General features: G+C 67.7%; 21 protein-coding genes. 13 read left to right on the top strand and 8 right to left on the bottom strand.

The features are described 5' to 3' along the window. Nucleotides 1–33 precede the first annotated feature (33 nt). Both E0H73_RS14065 and E0H73_RS14060 read left to right on the top strand, forming a co-directional pair. Nucleotides 34–417, top strand: coding sequence for a hypothetical protein (locus E0H73_RS14065; protein ID WP_131355049.1), 384 nt, complete (start codon nt 34–36; stop codon nt 415–417). A gap of 1 nt (nt 418) precedes the next feature. Next, nucleotides 419–2710 carry a caspase, EACC1-associated type gene (locus tag E0H73_RS14060; RefSeq protein ID WP_165555668.1) on the top strand — a complete coding sequence of 764 codons (2292 nt, stop codon included), beginning with the start codon at nt 419–421 and terminating at the stop codon, nt 2708–2710. Here E0H73_RS14060 and E0H73_RS14055 read toward each other — a convergent pair. From E0H73_RS14055 to E0H73_RS14040, 4 genes are read right to left on the bottom strand one after another with little or no spacing between them, the layout of a single operon-like run. Next, complete coding sequence (locus E0H73_RS14055) at nt 2676–3494, bottom strand: carbohydrate ABC transporter permease (protein ID WP_131355043.1); 819 nt, start codon at nt 3492–3494, stop codon at nt 2676–2678. The genes E0H73_RS14060 and E0H73_RS14055 overlap by 35 nt on opposite strands. Further along, nucleotides 3491–4423: a carbohydrate ABC transporter permease gene (locus E0H73_RS14050; RefSeq protein ID WP_131355040.1), complete on the bottom strand. Its 933-nt coding sequence runs from the start codon at nt 4421–4423 to the stop codon at nt 3491–3493. The genes E0H73_RS14055 and E0H73_RS14050 overlap by 4 nt, the downstream gene beginning before the upstream one ends. Then, nucleotides 4420–5706, bottom strand: a complete 1287-nt coding sequence (locus tag E0H73_RS14045; protein ID WP_131355037.1) for an ABC transporter substrate-binding protein — start codon at nt 5704–5706, stop codon at nt 4420–4422. Before E0H73_RS14045 ends, E0H73_RS14050 begins: the two co-directional genes overlap by 4 nt. Nucleotides 5707–5711: 5 nt before the next feature. After that, nucleotides 5712–6659, bottom strand: a complete 948-nt coding sequence (locus E0H73_RS14040; protein ID WP_131355034.1) for a carbohydrate kinase family protein — start codon at nt 6657–6659, stop codon at nt 5712–5714. A 130-nt stretch (nt 6660–6789) separates the two neighbouring features. On the opposite strand from E0H73_RS14040, the gene E0H73_RS14035 reads away from it, so the two are divergent. From E0H73_RS14035 to E0H73_RS13985, 11 genes are all read left to right on the top strand, one after another. Continuing rightward, nucleotides 6790–7542, top strand: coding sequence for a DeoR/GlpR family DNA-binding transcription regulator (locus E0H73_RS14035; RefSeq protein WP_131355030.1), 753 nt, complete (start codon nt 6790–6792; stop codon nt 7540–7542). Beyond that, nucleotides 7539–8882: a 6-phospho-beta-glucosidase gene (locus tag E0H73_RS14030; RefSeq protein WP_131355027.1), complete on the top strand. Its 1344-nt coding sequence runs from the start codon at nt 7539–7541 to the stop codon at nt 8880–8882. The genes E0H73_RS14035 and E0H73_RS14030 overlap by 4 nt, the downstream gene beginning before the upstream one ends. Nucleotides 8883–9055: 173 nt before the next feature. Beyond that, on the top strand, nt 9056–9574 hold the full coding sequence (gene rpsP / locus E0H73_RS14025; RefSeq protein WP_131355024.1) for a 30S ribosomal protein S16: 519 nt from the start codon (nt 9056–9058) through the stop codon (nt 9572–9574). Between the two features lie 5 nt (nt 9575–9579). Next, on the top strand, nt 9580–9831 hold the full coding sequence (locus tag E0H73_RS14020) for an RNA-binding protein (RefSeq protein WP_131356518.1): 252 nt from the start codon (nt 9580–9582) through the stop codon (nt 9829–9831). A 107-nt stretch (nt 9832–9938) separates the two neighbouring features. After that, complete coding sequence (gene rimM / locus E0H73_RS14015) at nt 9939–10487, top strand: ribosome maturation factor RimM (protein ID WP_131355021.1); 549 nt, start codon at nt 9939–9941, stop codon at nt 10485–10487. Continuing rightward, on the top strand, nt 10487–11686 hold the full coding sequence (trmD, locus tag E0H73_RS14010) for a tRNA (guanosine(37)-N1)-methyltransferase TrmD (RefSeq protein WP_131355018.1): 1200 nt from the start codon (nt 10487–10489) through the stop codon (nt 11684–11686). The genes rimM and trmD overlap by 1 nt, the downstream gene beginning before the upstream one ends. Nucleotides 11687–11870: 184 nt before the next feature. Continuing rightward, nucleotides 11871–12230 (top strand): 50S ribosomal protein L19, encoded by a 360-nt coding sequence (gene rplS / locus E0H73_RS14005; protein WP_131355015.1) that lies wholly within the window; start codon nt 11871–11873, stop codon nt 12228–12230. 144 nt (nt 12231–12374) lie between these two features. Further along, a complete protein-coding gene (gene lepB, locus E0H73_RS14000; protein ID WP_238163992.1) occupies nt 12375–13004 on the top strand; it encodes a signal peptidase I in 630 nt (209 codons plus the stop codon). After that, on the top strand, nt 13001–13765 hold the full coding sequence (lepB, locus tag E0H73_RS13995; RefSeq protein WP_131355009.1) for a signal peptidase I: 765 nt from the start codon (nt 13001–13003) through the stop codon (nt 13763–13765). The genes lepB (E0H73_RS14000) and lepB (E0H73_RS13995) overlap by 4 nt, the downstream gene beginning before the upstream one ends. A gap of 82 nt (nt 13766–13847) precedes the next feature. Continuing rightward, nucleotides 13848–14546 carry a ribonuclease HII gene (locus E0H73_RS13990; protein WP_131354995.1) on the top strand — a complete coding sequence of 233 codons (699 nt, stop codon included), beginning with the start codon at nt 13848–13850 and terminating at the stop codon, nt 14544–14546. 76 nt (nt 14547–14622) lie between these two features. Next, entirely contained in the window at nt 14623–14946 is a 324-nt protein-coding gene (locus tag E0H73_RS13985; RefSeq protein ID WP_012922325.1) for a DUF2469 domain-containing protein, read from the top strand. 628 nt (nt 14947–15574) lie between these two features. Here the strand turns inward: E0H73_RS13985 and dprA are convergent. The 4 genes from dprA to E0H73_RS13965 form a co-directional block, all read right to left on the bottom strand. Next, nucleotides 15575–16612, bottom strand: a complete 1038-nt coding sequence (dprA, locus tag E0H73_RS13980; protein WP_131356515.1) for a DNA-processing protein DprA — start codon at nt 16610–16612, stop codon at nt 15575–15577. Between the two features lie 368 nt (nt 16613–16980). Then, nucleotides 16981–18558: a YifB family Mg chelatase-like AAA ATPase gene (locus E0H73_RS13975; protein WP_131354992.1), complete on the bottom strand. Its 1578-nt coding sequence runs from the start codon at nt 18556–18558 to the stop codon at nt 16981–16983. Then, nucleotides 18558–18914 (bottom strand): YraN family protein, encoded by a 357-nt coding sequence (locus E0H73_RS13970; RefSeq protein WP_131354990.1) that lies wholly within the window; start codon nt 18912–18914, stop codon nt 18558–18560. The genes E0H73_RS13975 and E0H73_RS13970 overlap by 1 nt, the downstream gene beginning before the upstream one ends. Before the next feature lie 77 nt (nt 18915–18991). Next, on the bottom strand, nt 18992–20620 hold the full coding sequence (locus E0H73_RS13965) for an APC family permease (RefSeq protein ID WP_131354987.1): 1629 nt from the start codon (nt 20618–20620) through the stop codon (nt 18992–18994). Between the last annotated feature and the right edge of the window lie 30 nt (nt 20621–20650).

Below are 20650 nucleotides of genomic sequence, written 5' to 3'. Positions count from 1 at the left end.
CATCGACGCGCGGCCTGGGGGCGGGGAGGGGTCATGGGCGCGGAGGTACGGCTGGGGGTCGTCGAAGAGGGATCGGACGACGAGCGGCTCGAGGAGCTGGCGTTGCTGCTCCGGCAGGAGTTGCTGGTGCTCGACGTACGGTCGGTCGAGCCGTACCACGAAGGCGAAGCACCGGACGGATCGCGGAGTGCTCTCGCCGCGATCGCCGGCATGCTGAGCGTCTCGGTCGCGCCAGGCGTGCAGGCAGTCGGTGCGATCGTGGCGGTGGTCCGCGGTTGGCTGCGCCGGTCCGGCAACGAGCGGACGGTGAAGCTCACGATCGACGGCGACGTGATCGAGCTGACCGGCGCCAGCGACCAGGCCCAGCAGCAACTGGTGGATGCGTTCATCCGTAGGCACTCCATGGCGGACGGGTAACATGGACGGCTCGAGGGTCGCGCTCGTCGTCGCCAACGACCAGTACGACGATCCCGGTCTGCGCAGGCTGGTCGCACCCGCACAGGACGCGGCCGCACTGGCGGAGGTGCTGGCCGATCCGTCGGTCGGGGGGTTCGAGGTTCAGGTCCTGCACAACGAGTCCGCTCAGGAGATCCGGTTCGCGGTCGAGGACTTCTTCGCCGATCGCGCGCCGGAGGACCTGCTGTTACTGCACTTCTCCTGCCACGGTCTGAAGAACTCCGCGGGTGAGTTGTTCCTGGCCGTCGCCGACACCAAGCCGACTCGGCTCGCGTCGACCGCACTGGCCGCGGACTTCGTCAACCGGCAGATGGCGGACAGTCGCGCGCAGCGGATCGCGCTGTTCCTGGATTGTTGCTACGGCGGCGCGTTCCCGCGGGGCATGGTCGTGCGCGCGTCCGGTGAGGCGCAGGTGCGCGACGCTTTCGTCGGTCAGGAAGAGGTCGGCGGTGGTCGTGGACGCGTGGTGGTGACGGCGTCGAGCGCGATGGAGTACGCCTTTGAGGGTGGGCAGTTGGCGACCGACGCTGCCACGCCGACGCCGTCGGTGTTCACCAGTGCCGTGGTGGACGGGTTGACGACGGGCGAGGCGGATCGGGACGGGGACGGATGGGTTGGGCTCACTGAGTTGGTCGGGTTCGTGACCGACCGGGTCCATCGGGTGACGCCGAATCAGAACCCGCAGATGTGGACGTTCGGATCGCAGGGTGAGTTGCTGATCGCGCGCAGCCGGGTCCGCCGGATCACGCCCACGCCGCTCGCGCCGGCTCTGCTCGAGGCGATGGAGAGTCCGTTGCCGGCGGCAAGGTTCGGCGTGGTCGACTATCTGCGCGAGCGGCTGGACGGCGACGACCTCGGGCAGGCGTATGCCGCTTGGCAGGCGCTCCACCGGATGGTCACCGACGACAGCCGCAAGGTATCCGAAGCCGCCGGTGAGGCGATCGCTTCTGCTGTCCCGCGGGTGACGCCTGGCGAGGTCGCACTCGGCGAAGAGCTGCCGACGGTTGAGCTGCAAGTGTCAGGCCCGCCCATCGCCCGGACCGCTGTGGCGTCGCCCGGTGCCGCGTGGGTCCGAGTCGAGCAGGACGGCACAACTATCCGAGTAAGCGCCGACCCCGCCGCCCCCGGCAACCACGAGTCCTCGCTCATAGTCGCCGGCCCAACCGGCGAATGCACAGTCCCCGTCCACCTGACCCTCCCCACCACCGAGCCACCCCCTCCCCAACCCGAACCAGACCTCGCACCCACCCCCAACCCTCAGCCCGAGCCGGCCGCCGCGTCCAAAGCAGCACCTCGGACTGAGCCGGAGCGTGCGCCGGCTGCCGCGTCCACGACGGCACCTGTTGCTGAGCCAGCGACTGTGTCCCAGCCGGAGCCTGAGACAGCTGCCGCGTCTGAGGCAGCATCTGTTGCCGAGCCGGTTGCTGCGTCCCCAGCACCCGTCGCCCAGATGGAGCCCGAGCAAACCACCAAACGCGTGGCACCGACTCCACCCTCCGTGCAGGCCGGGGCTGGATTCGTGCCTCCTTGGTGGGCGGTTGCGGTGCTGGCGCTGGGTGGGGTGGCGCTTGTTTTGCTGAACTGGCCCGGGCCGCAGAGTTCGCAGTACTTGTGGACTCATAGCGACACCGGCTGGTGGGTGTACCGCAGTTGGGGTGACCCCGCGATCCTGGCGTCGGTCGGTGCGGTGGTGGCGTGCCTGGTCGCGCGGTGGTCGGGGGTCATCGCGCTCGGTGTGATCGCCGGGTTCGCTCTCTCGGTGCTCGAGGACGGCGTGGTGATCCTCGGTGGAGGCATCTCGGGGGACGAAACCGCTCCGTGGGCCCTCTCGACAGTCGTCACGGCCGCGATGCTCGCCGTACTGCTGATCGTGCTCCGGCCCATCAGCCGGCGCTACTGGCCGGTCTGGCCGCCGGCCGCGGTGCTGGTCGTTGCCGGCGGAGTTCTGATACTGGTCAGCGCCCTGACCAAACACCCCGACGGCTACTCCTGGTTCACCGTCACGAAGCTGGCTCTGCTCGAGCCCATCGTCGCGGCCGGCCTCGCGTGGCTGGCCGTGGCCGCGACCGACAAGCGAAGCCGGAGCTGGCTGGGTGCGGCGGTGACGACGTACGCGGTGATGAGCTGCATCTCCGTCATCCCCGCCCTGACCCAGGGCAACTCGCCGTCGGCCTTCATCACCGCCATCCTCGGCAACGTGCTGATCGTGGCCGGCGTGCTCAGCCGCGGAGTGCGCCTTCAGTCGCGCCCTTGATGAACTGGCGGGCGAAGAGGGCGAACACGATGATCAGCGGGATCATCGCCAGCAGCGCGCCGGTCATCACCATGCTGTAGTCGACGCCGTGCGATCGGTTCAGCTGGGACAACGCCACCTGGAGCGTGAGGTGGTCGGGGTTGGTGAGCACGATCAGCGGCCAGAGATAGTCGTTCCACGACGCGACGAAGGTGAAGATCCCCAGGAACGCCAGCGCCGGCCGGGCCGACGGGAGCGCCACATGCCAGTACGTCCCCATGAAGCCGCAGCCGTCCAGCGTCGCCGCCTCGACCAGTTCGTCGTGAATGGACCGCGAGAAGTACTGACGCATCCAGAAGATGCCGAACGCATTCGCCGCACCCGGGATGATCAGCGCCTTCAGCGAGCCGACCCAGCCCAGCGCGACCATCGTCTGGAACTGCGGGATGGTGGCCAACTGCGCGGGCAGCAGCATCGTCGCCAGCAGGATGACGAACAAAGCATTCCGTCCCGGGAAGCGGAACTTCGCGAACGTGAACGCGGCCAGCGAGTCGAAGAACAGCACCAGCACCGTGGCCGAGACCGCCACGATCGCCGAGTTACCCATCGACTGGAAGAACGCGATGTTCGTCAGCACGTGGTGGATGTTGTCGTCGAGCTGCGAGCCGAAGGTGAACTTCGGCGGGAACCGGTAGATGTCCGCAGTGGTGTTGGTTGCCATCACCAACGACCAGTAGAACGGGAACAACGAGATGAGCGCCGTCAGCCCCAGTCCGACGTGCAGCAGAATCCGTCCGCGTCTCATGACTCACTCCTGCCGCGGAAGATCCGCCAGTTGATCGCAGTCACCAGGAGCACGAGCATGAAGATGCTCAAGGCAACGGCTGCGGCGTACCCGTAGTCGTTGGCGACGAACGCCTGCGTGTAGAAGTACATCACCGCGGTCAGGCCGCTCTGGCCCGCGCCACCGCTGGTGCCGACCATCACCTGCGGTTCGGTGAACGTCTGCAGCCCGCCGATCGTCGACATGATCACCGTGAACAGCACCACCGGCCGCAGTTGTGGCAGCGTGATCGAGAAGAACGTCCGGACCGGTCCGGCGCCGTCCACCTTGGCCGCCTCGTACTGCTCGGTCGGGATCGCCTGCAATCCGGCCAGGTAGATGATCGTGTTGTACCCGGTCCACTGCCACACGATCATCGTCGAGATCGCGATCTTGATGCCCCACGGCTGCCCGAGCCAGTCCTCGGTCGGCAGCCCCAGCGACCGCAGTCCGGCGTTGATCAGACCGAAGTTGGTACTGAAGATCGCGCCGAAGAAGATCGCCGCCGCGACCAGCGAGGTGATGTTCGGGACGAAGTACGCGAACCGGTACACGCTGCTGAACCGCACCGCGGAGTGCAGCATCACCGCCAGCAGGAGGGCCAGGCACAGCGTCGGAGCGGTCGACATCACGAACAGCACCAGCGTGTTCCACAGCGACAGCCAGAACGTGTTGTCCTCGATCAGGAACTTGAAGTTCTGCAGTCCGACCATCTGCCGCGCCCCGAGCCCGTCCCACTTCTGGAACGCGAGCAGGATCGTGGACGCGACCGGGTAGAGACCGAAGACGACGAACAGGATGTAGAACGGCGAGAGGGCCAGGTAGAACCGCCAGTACGACCGGACCGGACGTTTCCGCCCGGATCCCGTCGTACCGACGTCGCTGCGGGGCGCCGTGGCGGTCAGGGTCACTGCACGCCCTGACGTTTGCCGATCTGCTTCGCCTGCGCGACCGCGTCCTTCCATGCCTGCTCCGACGACTTGCTGCCGGACTGCACGGTCTTCAGCTGGGTGCCGTACGGCGCGCCGACCGCGGAGTCGAGCGGTGCTTCGTACGCGATCGGGATGGCCTTCGCGGCCGGGCCGAACACGTCGATCGGGACCTGGCCGCCGAAGAACGGGTCGGCCGCCTTCAGTTGCGGCATGTCGTACGCCTTCGGGGCGGCCGGGAAGATCTGGGCATCGGCGAATGCCTTGGCCTGGTTGTCCGCGCTGAGCATGTACTTGATCACCTCGAACGCGGCGGACGGGTCGGCGGCGTTCTTGGTGATGCCGAGGAACGAACCACCGAAGTTCGCCGGGCCGCTCGGGGTCGGCGCCAGCCGCCACTTGCCCACGCTGGTCTTGCAGGCCGCCTTCACGTCCAGCGCGACCCAGGCCGCACCGGACAGCGCAGGCACCGTGCCCTGGTCGAGTCCGGCGTTCCAGTCCGGCGTACCGCCGAGGGTCTTCGCGTCGACCTTGGTGTGGATGGCCTTCACCGCCAGGTCCCAAGCGCGGCGGATGTGGTCCTGGTCGCCGATGAACTTGTTGTCCTTGTCGATGTAGCGTTCGGTGCCCTGGCTGACGATGATCCCGTACATGTCGGTCGCGTCGGACACGATCAGAGCCTTCGGGTTCTTCGCCTTCAGCTCCAGGCCGGCCGCCAGCAGGTCGTCCCAGGTCTTCAGTTGCGCGGCCACCTCGTCGGGCTTGCCGGGCAGTCCGCCGGCGGTGAAGACGTCCTCGCGGTAGAACAGCGCGGTCGGGCCGATGTCGATCGGAATGCCGAGCAGCTTGCCGTCCAGCGTGGTGGCCTGCTTGACCTTCCACTCCAGGTAGTCGCCGAGGATGTCCTTCGCGCCGACGGTGTTCAGGTCGACGAACCGGTCGGCCTGCGGCAGCCAGGAGGCGATGTCCTCGCCCTTGAGCCCGGTGATGTCGGGGATGTTGGTGCCGCCGTTGAACGTGGTCAGCAGCTTCTGCTTGAAGTCGTCGCCGATCTCGGAGTACTTGATGTGCTGGTCCGGGAAGTGCGCGATGGTGTCGTCCAGCACGGTCTTGCCCAGGCCACCCGGCCAGCACCACAGCGCGATGTTGCCCGAGGCATTCTTCTTCGTCGACGAGGCGTCCATCCCGGACGAGCAGCCGACAAGGGAACCGCCGAGCACGGCTGCGAAGCCCCCAGCGAGCAGCGTCCGACGTGAGAGCTCCATGGTTCTTACCTTCCTGAGTGGGCGCTGATCAGCGCTTGGAGGTGGTGGTCTTCGGGATGCGCGGCCTGCCACGCCGCCAGGTCCTCCCAGCGGGGCGCCGCGTCGGCACCGCCGAGCCGGGTCACGGACAGGGCCGCGGTGAGCGCGGCGAACCGCACCCGCAGCTCCAGCGGCAGGTCCCACAGCGTGGCCGCGATGAAGCCGGCGGCGAACACATCACCCGCCCCGGTGGTGTCCGCCGCCTGCACTGGATACGCCGGTACGGCGACCCGCTCGCCGGTACCGGCGTCGATCGCCAAGGCGCCGGCGGCGCCGTTCGAGACGACGACCAGCGGCACCAGTTCGGCCAGCCGGTCGAGCGCCTGCTCCGGCCGGCTCGTCCGGGTGTAGTTCATCGCCTCGTCGGCGTTCGGCAGGAACACGTCGCAGTGCTCGAGCTGGTCGAGTACCGCGGGATCCCACTGCTCCGACGGGTCCCATCCGACATCGGCGAACACCACGCCACCGGCCGCCTTCGCCTTCGCCAGCCACTCGTTCGGCCAGGGGCCGATGTGGGCGGCGACAGCTCGAGCGGCCGGCGGCGCAGTGATCAGCTCGTCGGCCGACAGCAGGGGAGGGGTGCCCCGGGTGACCAGTGCCCGATCGTTGTCATAGGCAAGGGCCACCGTCAGTGGGGTCCGCCAGCCGGCGAGCTTGCGGGAGAGAGTCAGATCGATGCCCTCGTCAGCCAGCCGATCCCAGACGCTGTCGCCGTCGGGATCAGCGCCGAAGGCCGCGGCCAGGCCGGTGCGCAGACCGAGCCTTGCCAGTGCGACGGCGAAGTTCGCGATGCCGCCCGGGCTCTCCTGTGAGTCCGTGGCCCACACCTCGGTGCCGGGCCGTGGCGGAGTGGGCAGGCCGAGCACCAGGTCCTGGAAGACCAGGCCGGACACGACCACGTCCAGCTCACTCATCTACTCTCCACCACACTTCTGCAGGGTCGATCAAACTCGTGCATGAATCTTGAAACGCTTGCTCAAGATGCGCAATACCTGATCAGAACTTTGACTGAAAATGACGGAGTTTGCGTGATACGGTCTGGGTGTGTTGCCGAAGCAGCGACAGGACCAGATCATCCGCGCGCTCCGGGCCGACGGGGCCGGGGGCGTCAAAGTGCTGGCCACGCGACTCGGGGTCAGTGAGGCGACGATCCGCCGCGACCTCGAGCAACTACACGCGGAGGGCCGGCTGACCCGCGTCTACGGGGGTGCGCTCGCAGTTGACGGTGGCGACGAGCCGTTCGCGGACGTCAACGCCGTACATGCTGCTGAGAAGGACCGGATCGCGCGGCGGGCAGCGGAGCTGGTGAACGACGGTGAGTCGTTGCTGCTCGACATCGGTACGACGGCGTTGCGCGTCGCCCAGCATCTGCACGGCCGGTCGTTGACGGTGGTCACCAGCAATCTCGCAGTGCTGGAGGAGCTGGAGAACGACGAGCAGATCGAGCTGATCGTGCTCGGTGGGTTCGTCCGGCGGAGTTACCGCTCGCTGGTGGGGTACCTGACCGAGGAGAGCCTGCGGCAGATCCACGTCGACTGGCTGTTCCTCGGCACCAGTGGAGTGCGGCCGGACGGACGGGTGATGGACAGCACGATGATCGAGGTACCGGTGAAGCGCGCGATGATCCAGGCCGCTGACCGAGTGGTGCTGCTGGCGGACGCGACGAAGTTCCCGGGCCACGGCGTCGGGCGGGTCTGCGATCCGGGGGAGCTGTTCATGGTGGTGACCGAGCCCGGCGCCGACGAGGTGACCAGGGCCCAACTGACAGAGGCGGGCGTACAGGTGGTGCTTGCGTGAGACTGACAATCCTTGGCGGTGGGGGATTCCGGGTGCCGTTGGTGTATCAGGCGTTGCTCGGGGACCGGGGTACGGGACGGATCACGTCGGTGGCGCTGTTCGACACCGATCGGACTCGGCTGACGTCGATCGCGGCGGTGTTGCGGCAGCAGGCTGCTGGAGTCGCGGACGCGCCGGTGGTGACCGAGACGACTGACCTGGACGAGGCGCTGCGGGGCGCGGACTTCGTGTTCTCCGCGATCCGCGTGGGCGGTCTGGAAGGGCGGACCATCGACGAGCGGGTCGCGCTGGACCTCGGCGTACTGGGTCAGGAGACGGTCGGGGCCGGTGGGATCGCCTACGGACTGCGCACCGTGCCGGTTGCGGTGGGGATCGCTCAGCGGATCGCAGCGGTGGCGCCTGAGGCGTGGGTCATCAACTTCACCAACCCGGCCGGGATGGTGACCGAGGCGATGATCCCGTACCTGGGCGACCGGGTGATCGGGATCTGTGACTCCCCGTCCGGACTGGGGCGTCGGGCCGCGCTGGCACTCGGAGTGGACCCGTCGACGGCGTTCTACGACTACGCGGGGCTGAATCACCTGGGCTGGCTGCGGGGCTTGCGGTCCGGTGGAGTCGACCGGCTGCCGGCGTTGCTGGAGTCCTCCGACGCGTTGTCGTCGTTCGAGGAGGGGCGGCTGTTCGGGGCGGACTGGCTGCGGTCGCTGGGGGCGATTCCGAACGAATACCTGCATTACTACTACTTCGCCCGCGAGACGCTGGCCGCCGTACAGGCTGTGCAGCAGACGCGGGGGAAGTTCCTGCTGGAGCAGCAGTCCGCGTTCTATGCGGAGACGGTGCGGCATCCTGAGCGGGCTCTGGAGTTGTGGCAGAAGACGCGGGCCGAGCGTGAGTCGACGTACATGGTGGAGAGCCGTGAGGTCGCGGACGCTGGTGAGCGGGACGAGCGGGACATGGCGGCCGGTGGGTACGAGCAGGTCGCGCTGTCGCTGATGCGGGCGATCGCCCACAACGAGCGCGCCTCGCTGATCCTCAACGTGCGCAACCGGGGCGTGCTGCATCACCTGGACGACGACGCGGTGGTGGAGATCCCGTGCACGGTCGATGCGAACGGCGCTCTGCCGGTCACGGTGTCCCAGTTGACCGACCACCAGGCCGGGCTCATCTGCTCGGTCAAGGCGGTCGAACGCTCGACGATCGAGGCTGCCGTGGGCGGCTCGCGCGACGCTGCGCTCCGGGCCTTCGCCTGGCATCCTTTGATTGACTCGGTCACTGCCGCTCACAAGCTGCTGGATGAGTACGCCGCCCGGCTGCCTGAGCTGAGCGCTTTCCGGGTCTGACAGCGGATTGGTCCGTGTGCCCACCTATCTGGCACAATGGCCTGCTGAGTCCGTCCAGGTTCGTGCAGCCCTCTAACTCCACTGCCCGGCCGGCCCATTCGAGTGGTCACCCGTTGTCCCCACGACGCTGTGCTGCTCACCCAGACATGTACTCCGAGGGAGACCCCACAAACGTGGCAGTCAAGATCCGTTTGAAGCGCATCGGCAAGAAGCGTGCGCCGCACTACCGCATCGTCGTGATGGACGCCCGGACCAAGCGGGACGGTCGCGCCATCGAGGAGATCGGGAAGTACAACCCGAAGACCGAGCCGTCGTTCATCCACGTCGAGTCGGACCGGGCGCAGTACTGGCTGAGCGTCGGCGCGCAGCCGACCGAGGCCGTCGAGGCGATCTTCAAGGCCTCCGGCGACTGGCAGAAGTTCAAGGGCGAGGCCGCTCCGGCGCCGCTGCGGGTCAAGGAGCCCAAGCGGGACAAGCAGGAGATCTTCAACGAGGCGCTGGCCGAGGCCCACGGCACGCTGAAGACCGAGGCCACCACCGCCAAGAAGTCGGCGGCGAAGAAGGCGGACAAGAAGGACGACGCGCCGAAGGACGAGGCCGCCAAGGCCGACGCTCCCAAGGCTGAGGCGCCGAAGGCGGAGGCTGCTGAAGCTCCGGCCGAGGCCGCGCCGGCCGACGACGCCAAGGCCTGACCATGATGGAGACCGAGGCGCTCGAGCACCTGGTCCGTGGCATCGTGGACAACCCCGACGAGGTCAGCGTCCGGGCCCGGAACCTGCGGCGTGGCCGCACCCTCGAGGTGCACGTCCACCCCGACGACATCGGCAAGGTGATCGGCCGCAACGGCCGGACCGCTACGGCGATCCGCACCGTGGTCGGTGCGCTCAGCTCCGAGTCGTCGATCCGGATCGACTTCGTCGACGAGTTCAACCGGCGTCCGCGCCGCTGACTCGCAGCAGTTCCCCGAAGGGCCGCACCGCACCGGTGCGGCCCTTCGCCATATCCTCGGGTCCATCGAGTCTGTGGTCCATCGTGTCTGTAGAGAGAGGTTTGCGGGTGTTGGTGACTGTCGGACGGCTCGGCCGGGCGCATGGGATCAAGGGCGAGGTCGGCGTCGACGTCCGGACGGACGAGCCGGACCTGCGGTTCGCCGACGGTGCGACCGTGGTGACGGACTCGAAGGTCCCGCGCACGCTGACCGTCGCCGCGAGCCGGTGGCACAGCGGGCGGCTGCTGGTGAAGTTCGCCGAGGTGGCGGACCGCACCGCCGCCGAGCAGTTGCGCAACTTGTTCGTGCAGGCCGAGGTGGCCGAGGACGCCCGGCCGGAGGACCCGGAGGAGTACTACGACCGCGAGCTGGTCGGCCTAGCGGTCCGGACCGCTGACGGCGTCGAGGCCGGCGAGGTGATCGACGTCGTCCACCTGCCTTCGCAGGACCTGCTGGAGATCCGGCGTCCCGCGGGCAACGCCGTACTGGTGCCGCTGGTCGAGGAGCTCGTGCCCGAGATCAATCTGGACAAGCAGTACGTCGTCGTGGCCGACCGGCCGGGTCTGCTGGACCCGGAGGGCGCTGACGTGGTTCCGACAGAGCCGGGCGCTGACTGATGAGGCTGGACGTCCTCACGATCTTCCCGGAGTACCTGGCCGCGCTCGACGTGTCCCTGGTCGGCAAGGCGGTGAAGAGCGGTCTCCTGGACATCCGTCTGCACGATCTGCGCGACTGGACTCACGACCGGCACCGGACCGTCGACGACACCCCGTACGGCGGCGGAGCAGGCATGGTGATGCGGCCGGAGCCGTGGGGAGAGGCGCTGGATGCTGTTGCGCCTCCCGACAGCCCATCGCAGCCTCGTCTGATCGTGCCGACGCCCGCGGGCCGCCCGTTCACCCAGGAGCTCGCGTACGAGCTTGCTGCCGAGCCATGGCTCGCGTTCGCCTGCGGCCGCTACGAGGGCATCGACGCACGGGTGGCGTCGTACGCGGCGGAGCGGATGCGTGTCGACGAGGTCTCCATCGGCGACTACGTGCTGAACGGCGGGGAGGTCGCCGTACTCGTCATGGTCGAGGCGGTGGCCCGTCTGCTGCCCGGCGTCATCGGCAACCCGGAGTCGCTCGCTGAGGAGTCTCACTCGGGCGATGGCCTGCTGGAGTACCCGGTCTACACGAAACCGCCGACCTGGCGCGGGTACGACGTACCCGAGGTGCTGTTGTCCGGCAACCACCGTCTGATCGCGGAGTGGCATCACGACGAGTCAGTACGACGTACTGCGGAGCGCCGGCCTGATCTGCTCGCGGCGTGGGGTGATGCGGTCGCGGGGAAGGACGATCCGGCGTCGGAGGTCCGGCTGCTTCCGGCCACGGAGGCGGACGCGGGGGAGATCCACACGCTCCAGCTGGCCGCATTCCTCTCGGAGGGGCGGATCTACGACGACCTGACCATCCCGCCGCTCGCGGAGGAGCCGGCTGCGAGTGTCGAGCGGCTCAAGCAGGGCGGCGTGCTCAAGGCTGTGGCCGGCACCAGGATCGTTGGGTCGGTGCAGCTGAGCGTGGACGGTGAGGTTGGGCGGATCGAGCGGCTGATCGTCGCGCCGGACTGGCAGGGGCGTGGTCTGGGCGTCCGGCTACTGCGGGTCGCAGAAAAGCTCGCGCCGCCCGAGGTCACGTCGTACGAGCTGAACACCGGTGCGGAGAGTGAGCGCAACCTCGGGCTGTACCGGAAAGCCGGTTACCGTGAGACACGACGCGAGCAGCAGACCGCGAAGGTCGAACTGGTGGTGCTGACCAAGCGTCGCAGGCGGCGCTGATTTCGGTTCCGCTGGGCCGGTGTGGCAAGATTGCTCGTTGCTGCCCTTCGGTGCTCCTGCCACAGGGGGTGACCACCGATCCCAGCACGCGATGAGCTGTGCAAATGTGCACCGCTTTTGATGACTTCATCACCACCGAGACATTCGTGGGTGACCTGTGGCACGCGCGAGGAAGAGACACCTGATGAGCAACATCCTGAACGAGCTCGACAACGCGAGCAAGCGCGACGACATCCCCGCCTTCCGTCCCGGTGACACCGTCAAGGTGCACGTCAAGGTCGTCGAGGGCAACCGGTCCCGCGTCCAGGTGTTCCAGGGTGTCGTGATCCGGCGCCAGGGTGGTGGCCTGCAGGAGACCTTCACGGTCCGCAAGGTCAGCTTCGGTGTCGGCGTCGAGCGGACCTTCCCGCTGCACACCCCGATCGTCGAGAAGGTCGAGGTCGTGACCCGCGGCGACGTCCGTCGCGCGAAGCTGTACTACCTGCGTGAGCTGCGCGGCAAGGCAGCCAAGATCAAGGAGAAGCGGGACGTCCCGGCCTCCTGAGCGTCGTAGCGACGACGGTCACCTATGGCGCCGAGCACTGCGACTCGCGCTCGCCCTCGCCCGGTCGCCCGGAGGGCACGTCGCAGTAAGGGACGTCACCGCAGGCTGAAGCAGCGCAATCCGCTGCTCAGCCTGCTCATCGAGATGAGCACCGTCACGGTGCTCGCCCTCGTCATCACGGTGGTACTGCGGCTGTTCGTCGCGGAAGCGTTCTACGTACCGTCGGAGTCGATGTACGACACGCTGACCACGAACGACCGCATCCTGGCCGAGAAGATCAGCTACATGCACCGCGACGTCGACCGCGGCGACATCATCGTGTTCAAGGACCCCGCCAACTGGCTGAACGAGGCGCAGACCGAGCCCGGCCCGTTCCGCCGGGTCGGCGAGTTCGTCGGCATCCTGCCGCGCAGTGGCGAGGGGCACCTGGTCAAGCGGGTGATCGGCATCGGCGGCGACAAGGTGATCTGCTGCGACCGCTCGGGCCGGATCACCGTCAACAGCATCCCGCTGGACGAACGCGAGTACCTGCTCAAGGACGCGAAGCCGTCCGAGCTGCCCTTCAGCGTGGTGGTGCCGCCAGGCCACCTGTGGGTGATGGGCGACAACCGCGCCGAATCCGCCGACTCCCGCGCCCATATGGGCGGCCCCGGTGGTGGGTTCGTGCCGGTCGAGAACGTGGTTGGCCGGGCCTGTTGCGTAATCTGGCCGTCTGACCGGATGACGATGCTGCGTCCTCCGGAAACCTTCAAGAAGCCGGGGCTGAAGAAGTGACCGATACACCGACGAAGACGGACGAGAAACCCGCACACCGATCGGGCTTCGCGGCCGCCGCTCGCGAGTTCGTGCTGATCGTGGTCGGGGCGCTCATCGTCTCGTCGATCCTGCGGGCGTTCGTCGGGCAGATGTTCATCATCCCCAGCGAGTCGATGGAGAACACCCTGCTGGTCGGCGATCGCGTCGTGGTGGAGAAGCTCACCGACGTCAAGCGCGGCGACGTGGTCGTGTTCGAGGACCCGGGTGGCTGGCTGGGCCCGGAGGAGAGCGGTCAGAAACGCGGGTCGATCGGCCGGTTCTTCGAGATCGTCGGCTTGCTGCCCGACTCCAGCCACGGCCACTTGATCAAGCGCCTGATCGGCATGCCGGGCGACAAGGTCGCCTGCTGCGACGAGAAGGGCCGGCTGTTGGTCAACGGCCAGCCTCTGGACGAGACCAGTTACCTGTACCCGGGCGACGCGCCCTCCCAGATGGAGTTCCAGGTCACGGTCCCGGCCGGGCGCGTGTTCGTGATGGGTGACCACAGGTCTGCCTCTGGCGACTCCCGCGTCCATCTCAGCGACGTGGACGCCAACGGCAACAATCCCGGCGATGCCGCGTTCGTCCCGATGGACAAGGTCACCGGCCGCGCCATCATGATCGTCTGGCCCGCGGGTCGCTGGGGCAAACTCGGCGTACCCGACACTTTCAAAGCCGTTCCTGCACCCGGGCCGGCGCCGGACAAACCCTCGATATCCCTCACCCCACCGCCCAAATGACGAGACCCCGCTCGGCGGGGACGTCGGTGGTCGTGCCTAGGGTGGTCTTGCCTAGGCTGGGAGCTGTGATGCGGAGGGCTGCATGAGCGTGTTGCCGCGCGGGAGCACGGTACGGCGCGATGCCGGGCTGTACGGGTACGAACGGGCCTTGCGTCGCGTCGGCCTGGACCCGATCGCCGGCGTGGACGAGGCGGGCCGCGGACCGTGCGCGGGACCGCTGGTCGCGGCTGCGGTGATCCTGCCGGAGGGCAAGCGCGGCCAGATCCCGGAGCTCGCCGATTCCAAGCTGCTGACCGCCAAGGCTCGCGACCGCTGCTACGACGAGATCCGCAAGCGAGCCCTGGCCTGGTCGGTCGTCGCCATCGAGTCCACCGAGTGCGATCGCCTCGGCATGCACGTCGCCAATGTGGAGGCGCTCCGCCGCGCGCTCTTCCGGCTCGACGTACGCCCGGCGTACGTGCTGACCGACGGGTTCGGCGTCGACGGGCTCGGCGTACCTGGCCTCGCGATCTGGAAGGGTGATCGCGTGGCCGCCTGTATCGCTGCCGCGTCAATCATCGCGAAGGTGACGCGCGACCGGGTGATGGAGCACTGGGACAGGGTGTACCCGCAGTACGGTTTCGGGATCCACAAGGGCTACTGCACGCCCGAACACCAGGCGGCGCTGGACGAATACGGCCCGTGCCCACAACATCGACGGCGGTTCGAGAATGTCCGCCGCAGTCTGCGGCCCGATATGGGACAGAATGTGACCAGTCCCACCGGAGTGGAGAGCCGATGAGCGAGCGCAGCGAGCGCCCAGACAAGCACAGCGCTCTCAGCGCTCATGCCGGAACCGAGCGTTGCGAGGTGGAGGTATGAGCGCTGACGACCTCGAGAAGTACGAAACCGATATGGAGCTGCAGCTCTATCGGGAGTACAAGGACGTCGTCGGGATCTTCAAGTACGTCGTGGAGACCGAACGGCGCTTCTACCTGTGCAACGCGGTCGACCTGAAGGTCCGCACCGAGGGCGGCGACGTGTACTTCGAGGTGACGATGGCCGACGCCTGGGTCTGGGATGTCTACCGTTCCGCCCGCTTCGTCAAGAACGCCAAGGTCGTCACCTTCCGCGACGTCAACATCGAAGAACTGGCCAAGTCCGACCTAGAAGTCCCCAAAGACTCCGACTTCGGCCGCTAACCCCACCGGCTCGTCCCCCCACCCCATCAGGGTGGGGTAGCCGGCGTTCGGCATCAGCCGGGTTGGGGTGATGCGGCCGCTGACCTCGGCCCCCTATGCCAGCCCACCTCAAGGGTGAGGTAGCTGGTGTGAGGCGCCAGCCGAGGTGGGGTGGTTGATGTTGCACGCCCACCCGTGTTGGCGTGGTTCGACCGTTGACCTCGGCCGGCTCCACCCCTAGCTCACGTCAGCTCGGGGTGGCTGGTGTGGGGCACCGGTTGGTTGGCGTGGTTCGGGCGTTGACCTCGGCCGGCTCCCGCCCCAGCTCACGTCAGCGTGGGGTAGTTGGTGTAGACGCCTGTCGGCTGGCGTACTTCGGCCGCTGACCTCGACTGGCTCCTACGCCGGCCCAGGTCTGGGTGGGGTGGTTGGTGTTGGGCGCGCCATCCGGGTGGGAGTGGTTCGGGCGTTGACCTTGGCTGGCGCCTGCCCAGCTCACGTCAGCGTGGGGTGGTTGGTATTAGGCGCCAGCTGGCTGGCGTACTTCGGGCGCTGACTCCGCTGGCTTCTAACTCGACGGGACCTGGGGTGGGGCTGCGGGTGGGGTGGTTCGGCGGTTGACCTCGGGGGGCTCCTGCGCCAGATCACGTCAGGGTGCGGTTGGTGGGGTTAGGCGCCAGCCGGTTGGGGTGGGGTGGATTAGGGCTAGGGCGGCGAGGGTTTCTAGGCAGGACTCGGTGGTGGGGAGGTCCAGGCCTGCGGTGGTGGCTATGCGGGTGGCGGGGGCTGGGTTGATGACTGGGACTGCGTCGAGAGTGCGACGTACGTCGTGGGGGAGGTCGTCGGTGGGGTTCTTGGGGGCTTGTGGGTGGGGCGCTAGGCCGGTGCCTAGCGGGGAGATGGCCTCGATGATCTCGGCGACGCTTGTGACTAGTACGGCGTCTCGTTCGCGGACCAGGAGGTGGCTGCCTGCGGACATGCGCGACGTGATCGGGCCCGGTACCGCGAGGACGGCACGACCGCATTGCTCGGCCCAACCTGCGCTGTTCAGGGCTCCGCTCCGGACCGCTGCTTCGACGACGACTGTTCCGAGCGTGGCTGCCGCGATCAGCCGGTTGCGGGCCAGGAACCTCAGCTTGGTCGGTGAACATCCCGGTGGCAGCTCACTCACCACCAACCCGTTCTCCACGATCCGGCTGAACATCGCAGAGTTGCTCTTTGGGTAGCTCGTATCCACCCCAGATGCCAGTACGGCGACCGTCACCCCAGAGCCAGCCAGCACACCCCGATGAGCCGCTGCGTCGATCCCGTACGCGCCGCCCGACACCACCGTGATCCCGTTGTCCGCGAGCCCACCGGCGAGCTCGGCTGCGACATGCTCGCCGTACGACGAACATGCGCGAGCACCCACCATCGCGACGGATCGCGTCAGCGTCTTCCGCAGATGCGCCGGTCCTCGGACCCACAGCCCAAACGGCACCCCGGCCCGGCGAGTCAGCTGCCCAGCCTCGGCCAGCACCTCCACCTGCTCGGGCCACTCATCGTCCCCAGGGATCACGAACCGCCCTCCCGCGGCAGCCGCTCGCTCTAGGTCCCGCTCAGGGTTTGCCGCAGCCAGCCGGGTGGACCACCGCTCGGTCCCTCGTGCCTTTCCTCGCAGGAGCTCCCAGATCTCCAGCACGTCCATCCCTGCAAACGCCTTCAAGGCCGCCAGATCTCCAGGCTCGACCACCCGCGACAAGCCCACCCGAACCAGCCGTTCCTCGTCCCCCCCCCCCCCAACTCCCGCAGTCCCACCACCACCCGTCCCGCCAACCCCATCCACCAACACCTCGTCCACCACCTCAGCCCCACCACCCGATCCGCCTTCCGCGATGGCAACCGAGGTGTACGTGTCAGATGCGGCACTGGCTGATGCCCGAGGCAACGTAATCGGGCGAGAGGAGGTAGGCGTGCTCCGAGGGGATGGAGACGCAGGCAACTGATTGCTAGAGGTGAGTGCGGAGGCTCGTCCATGCGAGGCCAGGTTCCTGGGAGCCGTTATGCAGTGGAGGGTCATGCGGGGGTTCCTTTGAGGGGGCGGGTGTCGGATAGGTCGGTTAGGGGTTCGCCGGTGCGGAGTTGGAAGGCTTCGTGGGTTAGGGAAACTGTTGGTTGGCCGAGGCCTTGGAGGTCTGCGAGGGTCCAGGCGACTCGGACTACGCGGTCGAAGCCGCGGGCGGTGAGGCGGCCGGCTGTGTACAGGTCCTCGAGGAGTTTGTGGCTGGCGGCATCCAACGGGAACTCGCGGCGCAGCACGGGGCCGGGGACCTCGCTGTTGAGGATCCAGCCGGTCTCGCGGTAGCGGTACGCCTGCCGGTCACGAGCCGCCTGCACGCGCTCGGCGACAGCCGCGGTCGACTCGGAGGCCTCGCGGTCGGCGACCCCTCGTGCGGCCGGCAGGATTTGGCGCTGGATGTCGAGGCGATCCTTGATCGGACCACTGATCCGCTGCCGATACCGCGCAAGTACCTGCGGAGTGCAGTTGCAGATCGCATTCCCGGCGCCGGACATCCCGCAGGGACACGGATTGGCCGCGAGCACGAGCATGAAGCGGGCCGGGAACTTCGCCACAGCCGCCGACCGATGGACCTCGATGTACCCGGACTCCAGCGGCTGCCGAAGCGTGTCGAGCGTCAACGGATGCATCTCTGGCGCCTCGTCGATGAACAGGATCCCGCGATGCGCACAACTGATCGCTCCCGGCCGCGGCATGCCCGAGCCACCACCGACCAGGCTGGACAGCGACGCGGTGTGGTGCGGCGCGATGAACGGCGGACGCACAACCAGCTCGGCATCGTTCGTGAGCAGCCCGGCCAGCGAGTGCACGGCGGACACCTCCAGCGAGTCGTCCGTGCTCAAGTCCGGCATCAATCCGGCAAGCCGCTCGGCCAGCATCGTCTTGCCCGACCCCGGCGGCCCGTGCAGGAACAGGTGGTGGCCGCCTGCGGCCGCGGCCTCGATCGCTCGTCGTCCCTCGCGCTGCCCGATGACGTCGTCCAGATCGACCTCGGGAACCCGGGTCAGCGACTCGGACAACAATCGCGGCTCGGCCCGTGGCGGCGCCTCGTCCGGGATCTCGGTGCCCCGCAACAGGGCAAGCACCTGCCGAAGCGAGCGCACGCCGTACACCTCGATACCGGGCACGAGGCGCGCCTCGCCTGAGTTGAGCTCAGGCACGACGATCCGCTCGAAGCTGGACCGGGCCGCGGCCAAGGTCATCGCGAGTGCTCCACGGACCTCGCGGATCCGGCCGTCCAGGCCGAGCTCACCGATGATCGCGGTCTGCCGCAACGACTTGGCGTCGATGACCCCGGCGGCCGAGAGCAAGGCGAGCGCGATGGCCACGTCGTAATGCGAACCAGTCTTGGGAAGGGTGGCCGGTGAGAGGCCGATGGTGACCTTGCGATCGGGGAATCGCTCCCCGCTGTTCACCACCGCGGCGCGGACCCGATCACGGGCCTCGGACAACGATGCGTCCGGCAGCCCGATGAGCGTTGTCTTGGGCAGGCCCTGCGCGATGTCGGCCTCGACCTCGACCAGGTGGCCCTCGAGGCCGACCAGCGCGACGGACCACGTCTGTGCGAGCGGCATCAGGCCGCACCTCGCAAGTGGTCGACCTGCGGCGTCGTGTTCTGGTCGAAGAGCACGGCGACGATGTCGATCCGGATCGCACCCGGTTTGAGCTGATGGGTCTGCAGCCAGCGACCCGCCAGCTTCCGCAGCGTGGTCAGCTTCCGGTACGTGATCGACTCCAGCGGGCTGCCGTAGTTCAGCCCGCGCCGGGTCTTCACCTCACAGATGACCAGCGCGTCGCCCTCGCGCGCGACGATGTCGATCTCGCCCAGCTCGCAGCGCCAGTTGCGCTCGAGGATGGCGAAGCCCTCTCCGGCCAGATACCTGGCGGCGAGGTCTTCGCCGTACCGTCCGACGACGTTCTTGGTCCGCATCGATGACCACCTCCGGCAGAGAACATGCCGGGATCAGCCCTCGATTTCGGACCTCACTTTCTCCCTGTGGAAAACCCTCAGTTCCGCATGTGCTTGCCGCGCGTCGGCTTCTGCGGCGGCGTACGGACAGCACGCAACTCGTTCGGCCGTTCGCCAGGCTGCTCGGTGCGGATCGCCTGCAGACCACCGGTCCCAGGGTCGGTGTCGCCGATGTCGTAGTCCCAGCTGTCCTCGTTGGCCAGCCTGCTGTGCCAGCGCCCGTACAGCCCGTAGATCGCCAGGCCGATGACCATCCAGACACCGAACTTCGTCCAGGTGCTGGTCTTCAGGTTCAGCATCAGCCACACCGTCGCGGCCAGCGACAGCAGCGGAATCAGCGGCACCATCGGCACCCGGAAACCACGCTCCAGGTTGGGCTCGGAGCGACGCAGGGTGAGTACGCCGATCGCACAGAACGCGAAGCAGAACAACGCACCGATGACCAGCAGTTCCTCGAGCTCCAGCACCTTCGGATAGAGCGTCAGCGCCAGTGCCGCGAAGCCGGCCGCGGCCGCGGCGCGGGCAGGGGAGGAGTACACCCGGCTGACCCGTCCGAGGCTCTTCGGCAGCAAGCCATCGCGGCCCATGTTGAACAACACCCGGCTCTGCGCGATCAGCACCACCATGATCACTGTCATCAGCGCGAGCAATGCGCCCAGATTGACCACTTTCGCGGCCCATCCGACCCCTGTCGCGGCCAATGCTTCGGAGACCGGTGCGCTGCCGCCCAGTTCGCCGTACGGGCGCATTCCGACCAGGACGACGGCCATCGCGATGTAGAGGATCGTGACGGCGCCGACGCCGAGCAACATGCCCTGCGGGACCGTCTTGCGCGGGCTGCGCGCGTCCTCGGACGCGGTGGCGATCAGGTCGAACCCGATGTAGGCGAACACGATCGAGCTCGCGGCCGTGAAGATGCCCATCATGCCGAACGAACCGAACGACGAGTCCAAGATCCAGCCCAGCAAGGTTGGACTGGCGGTCGCGGGCGCGGCCCGGGCCATCGGCACGAACGGGTGGTAGTTGTCCATGTTGATGTGCGCCGCGCCGACCACCACGACCAGCACGATCACGGCGACCTTGGCGATCACCACCACGGTCAGCACCCGGGCGGACAGCTTGGTACCGGTCACGATCAGCGCGGTCAGGATCAGCAGCAGCAGCGGCGCGACCAGGTTGACCTTCGCGTCCGGGCCGAAGAACTTCGCCACGCCGTCGGGCAGTGTCAGTCCGAACCCGTCCAGTGTGGCCAGGAAGTACGCCGACCAGACGCGGGCGACGATCGCCGCCGCCGTGACGAGTTCCAGCACGAGCGCCCAGCCGACCAGCCAGGCCCACATCTCGCCGAAGGTCACATAGCTGAAGGTGTACGCGCTACCCGAGACAGGAATCGTGGACGACAGCTCGGCGTAACAGGCCGCGGCCAGCACACAGACGATCGCCGCGATGACGAAAGACAAGATCACGGCCGGACCGGCGACTTTGGCCGCCTGGTTGCCGCTGATGCTGAATATGCCGGACCCGATCATCACGCCCAGGCCGAGTACGACCAGATCGCGACGACCGAACAAGCGCGGCAGACGGTGCCGTGCGTCCTCGACTCGAGTGAACGCCGACTCGACCGGCAGGCGCCGGCCTACGGTCTGTCCGTTCGCTGAGGGGGCCATGGTCAGGGGTGCCTCCGTTGCTACTAGGGC

This window comes from Kribbella pittospori, from assembly GCF_004331465.1.
Classification (GTDB): domain Bacteria; phylum Actinomycetota; class Actinomycetes; order Propionibacteriales; family Kribbellaceae; genus Kribbella; species Kribbella pittospori.
Note: the sequence above shows the minus strand (reverse complement) of the source record. Positions and strands in the feature narration are given on the sequence as shown.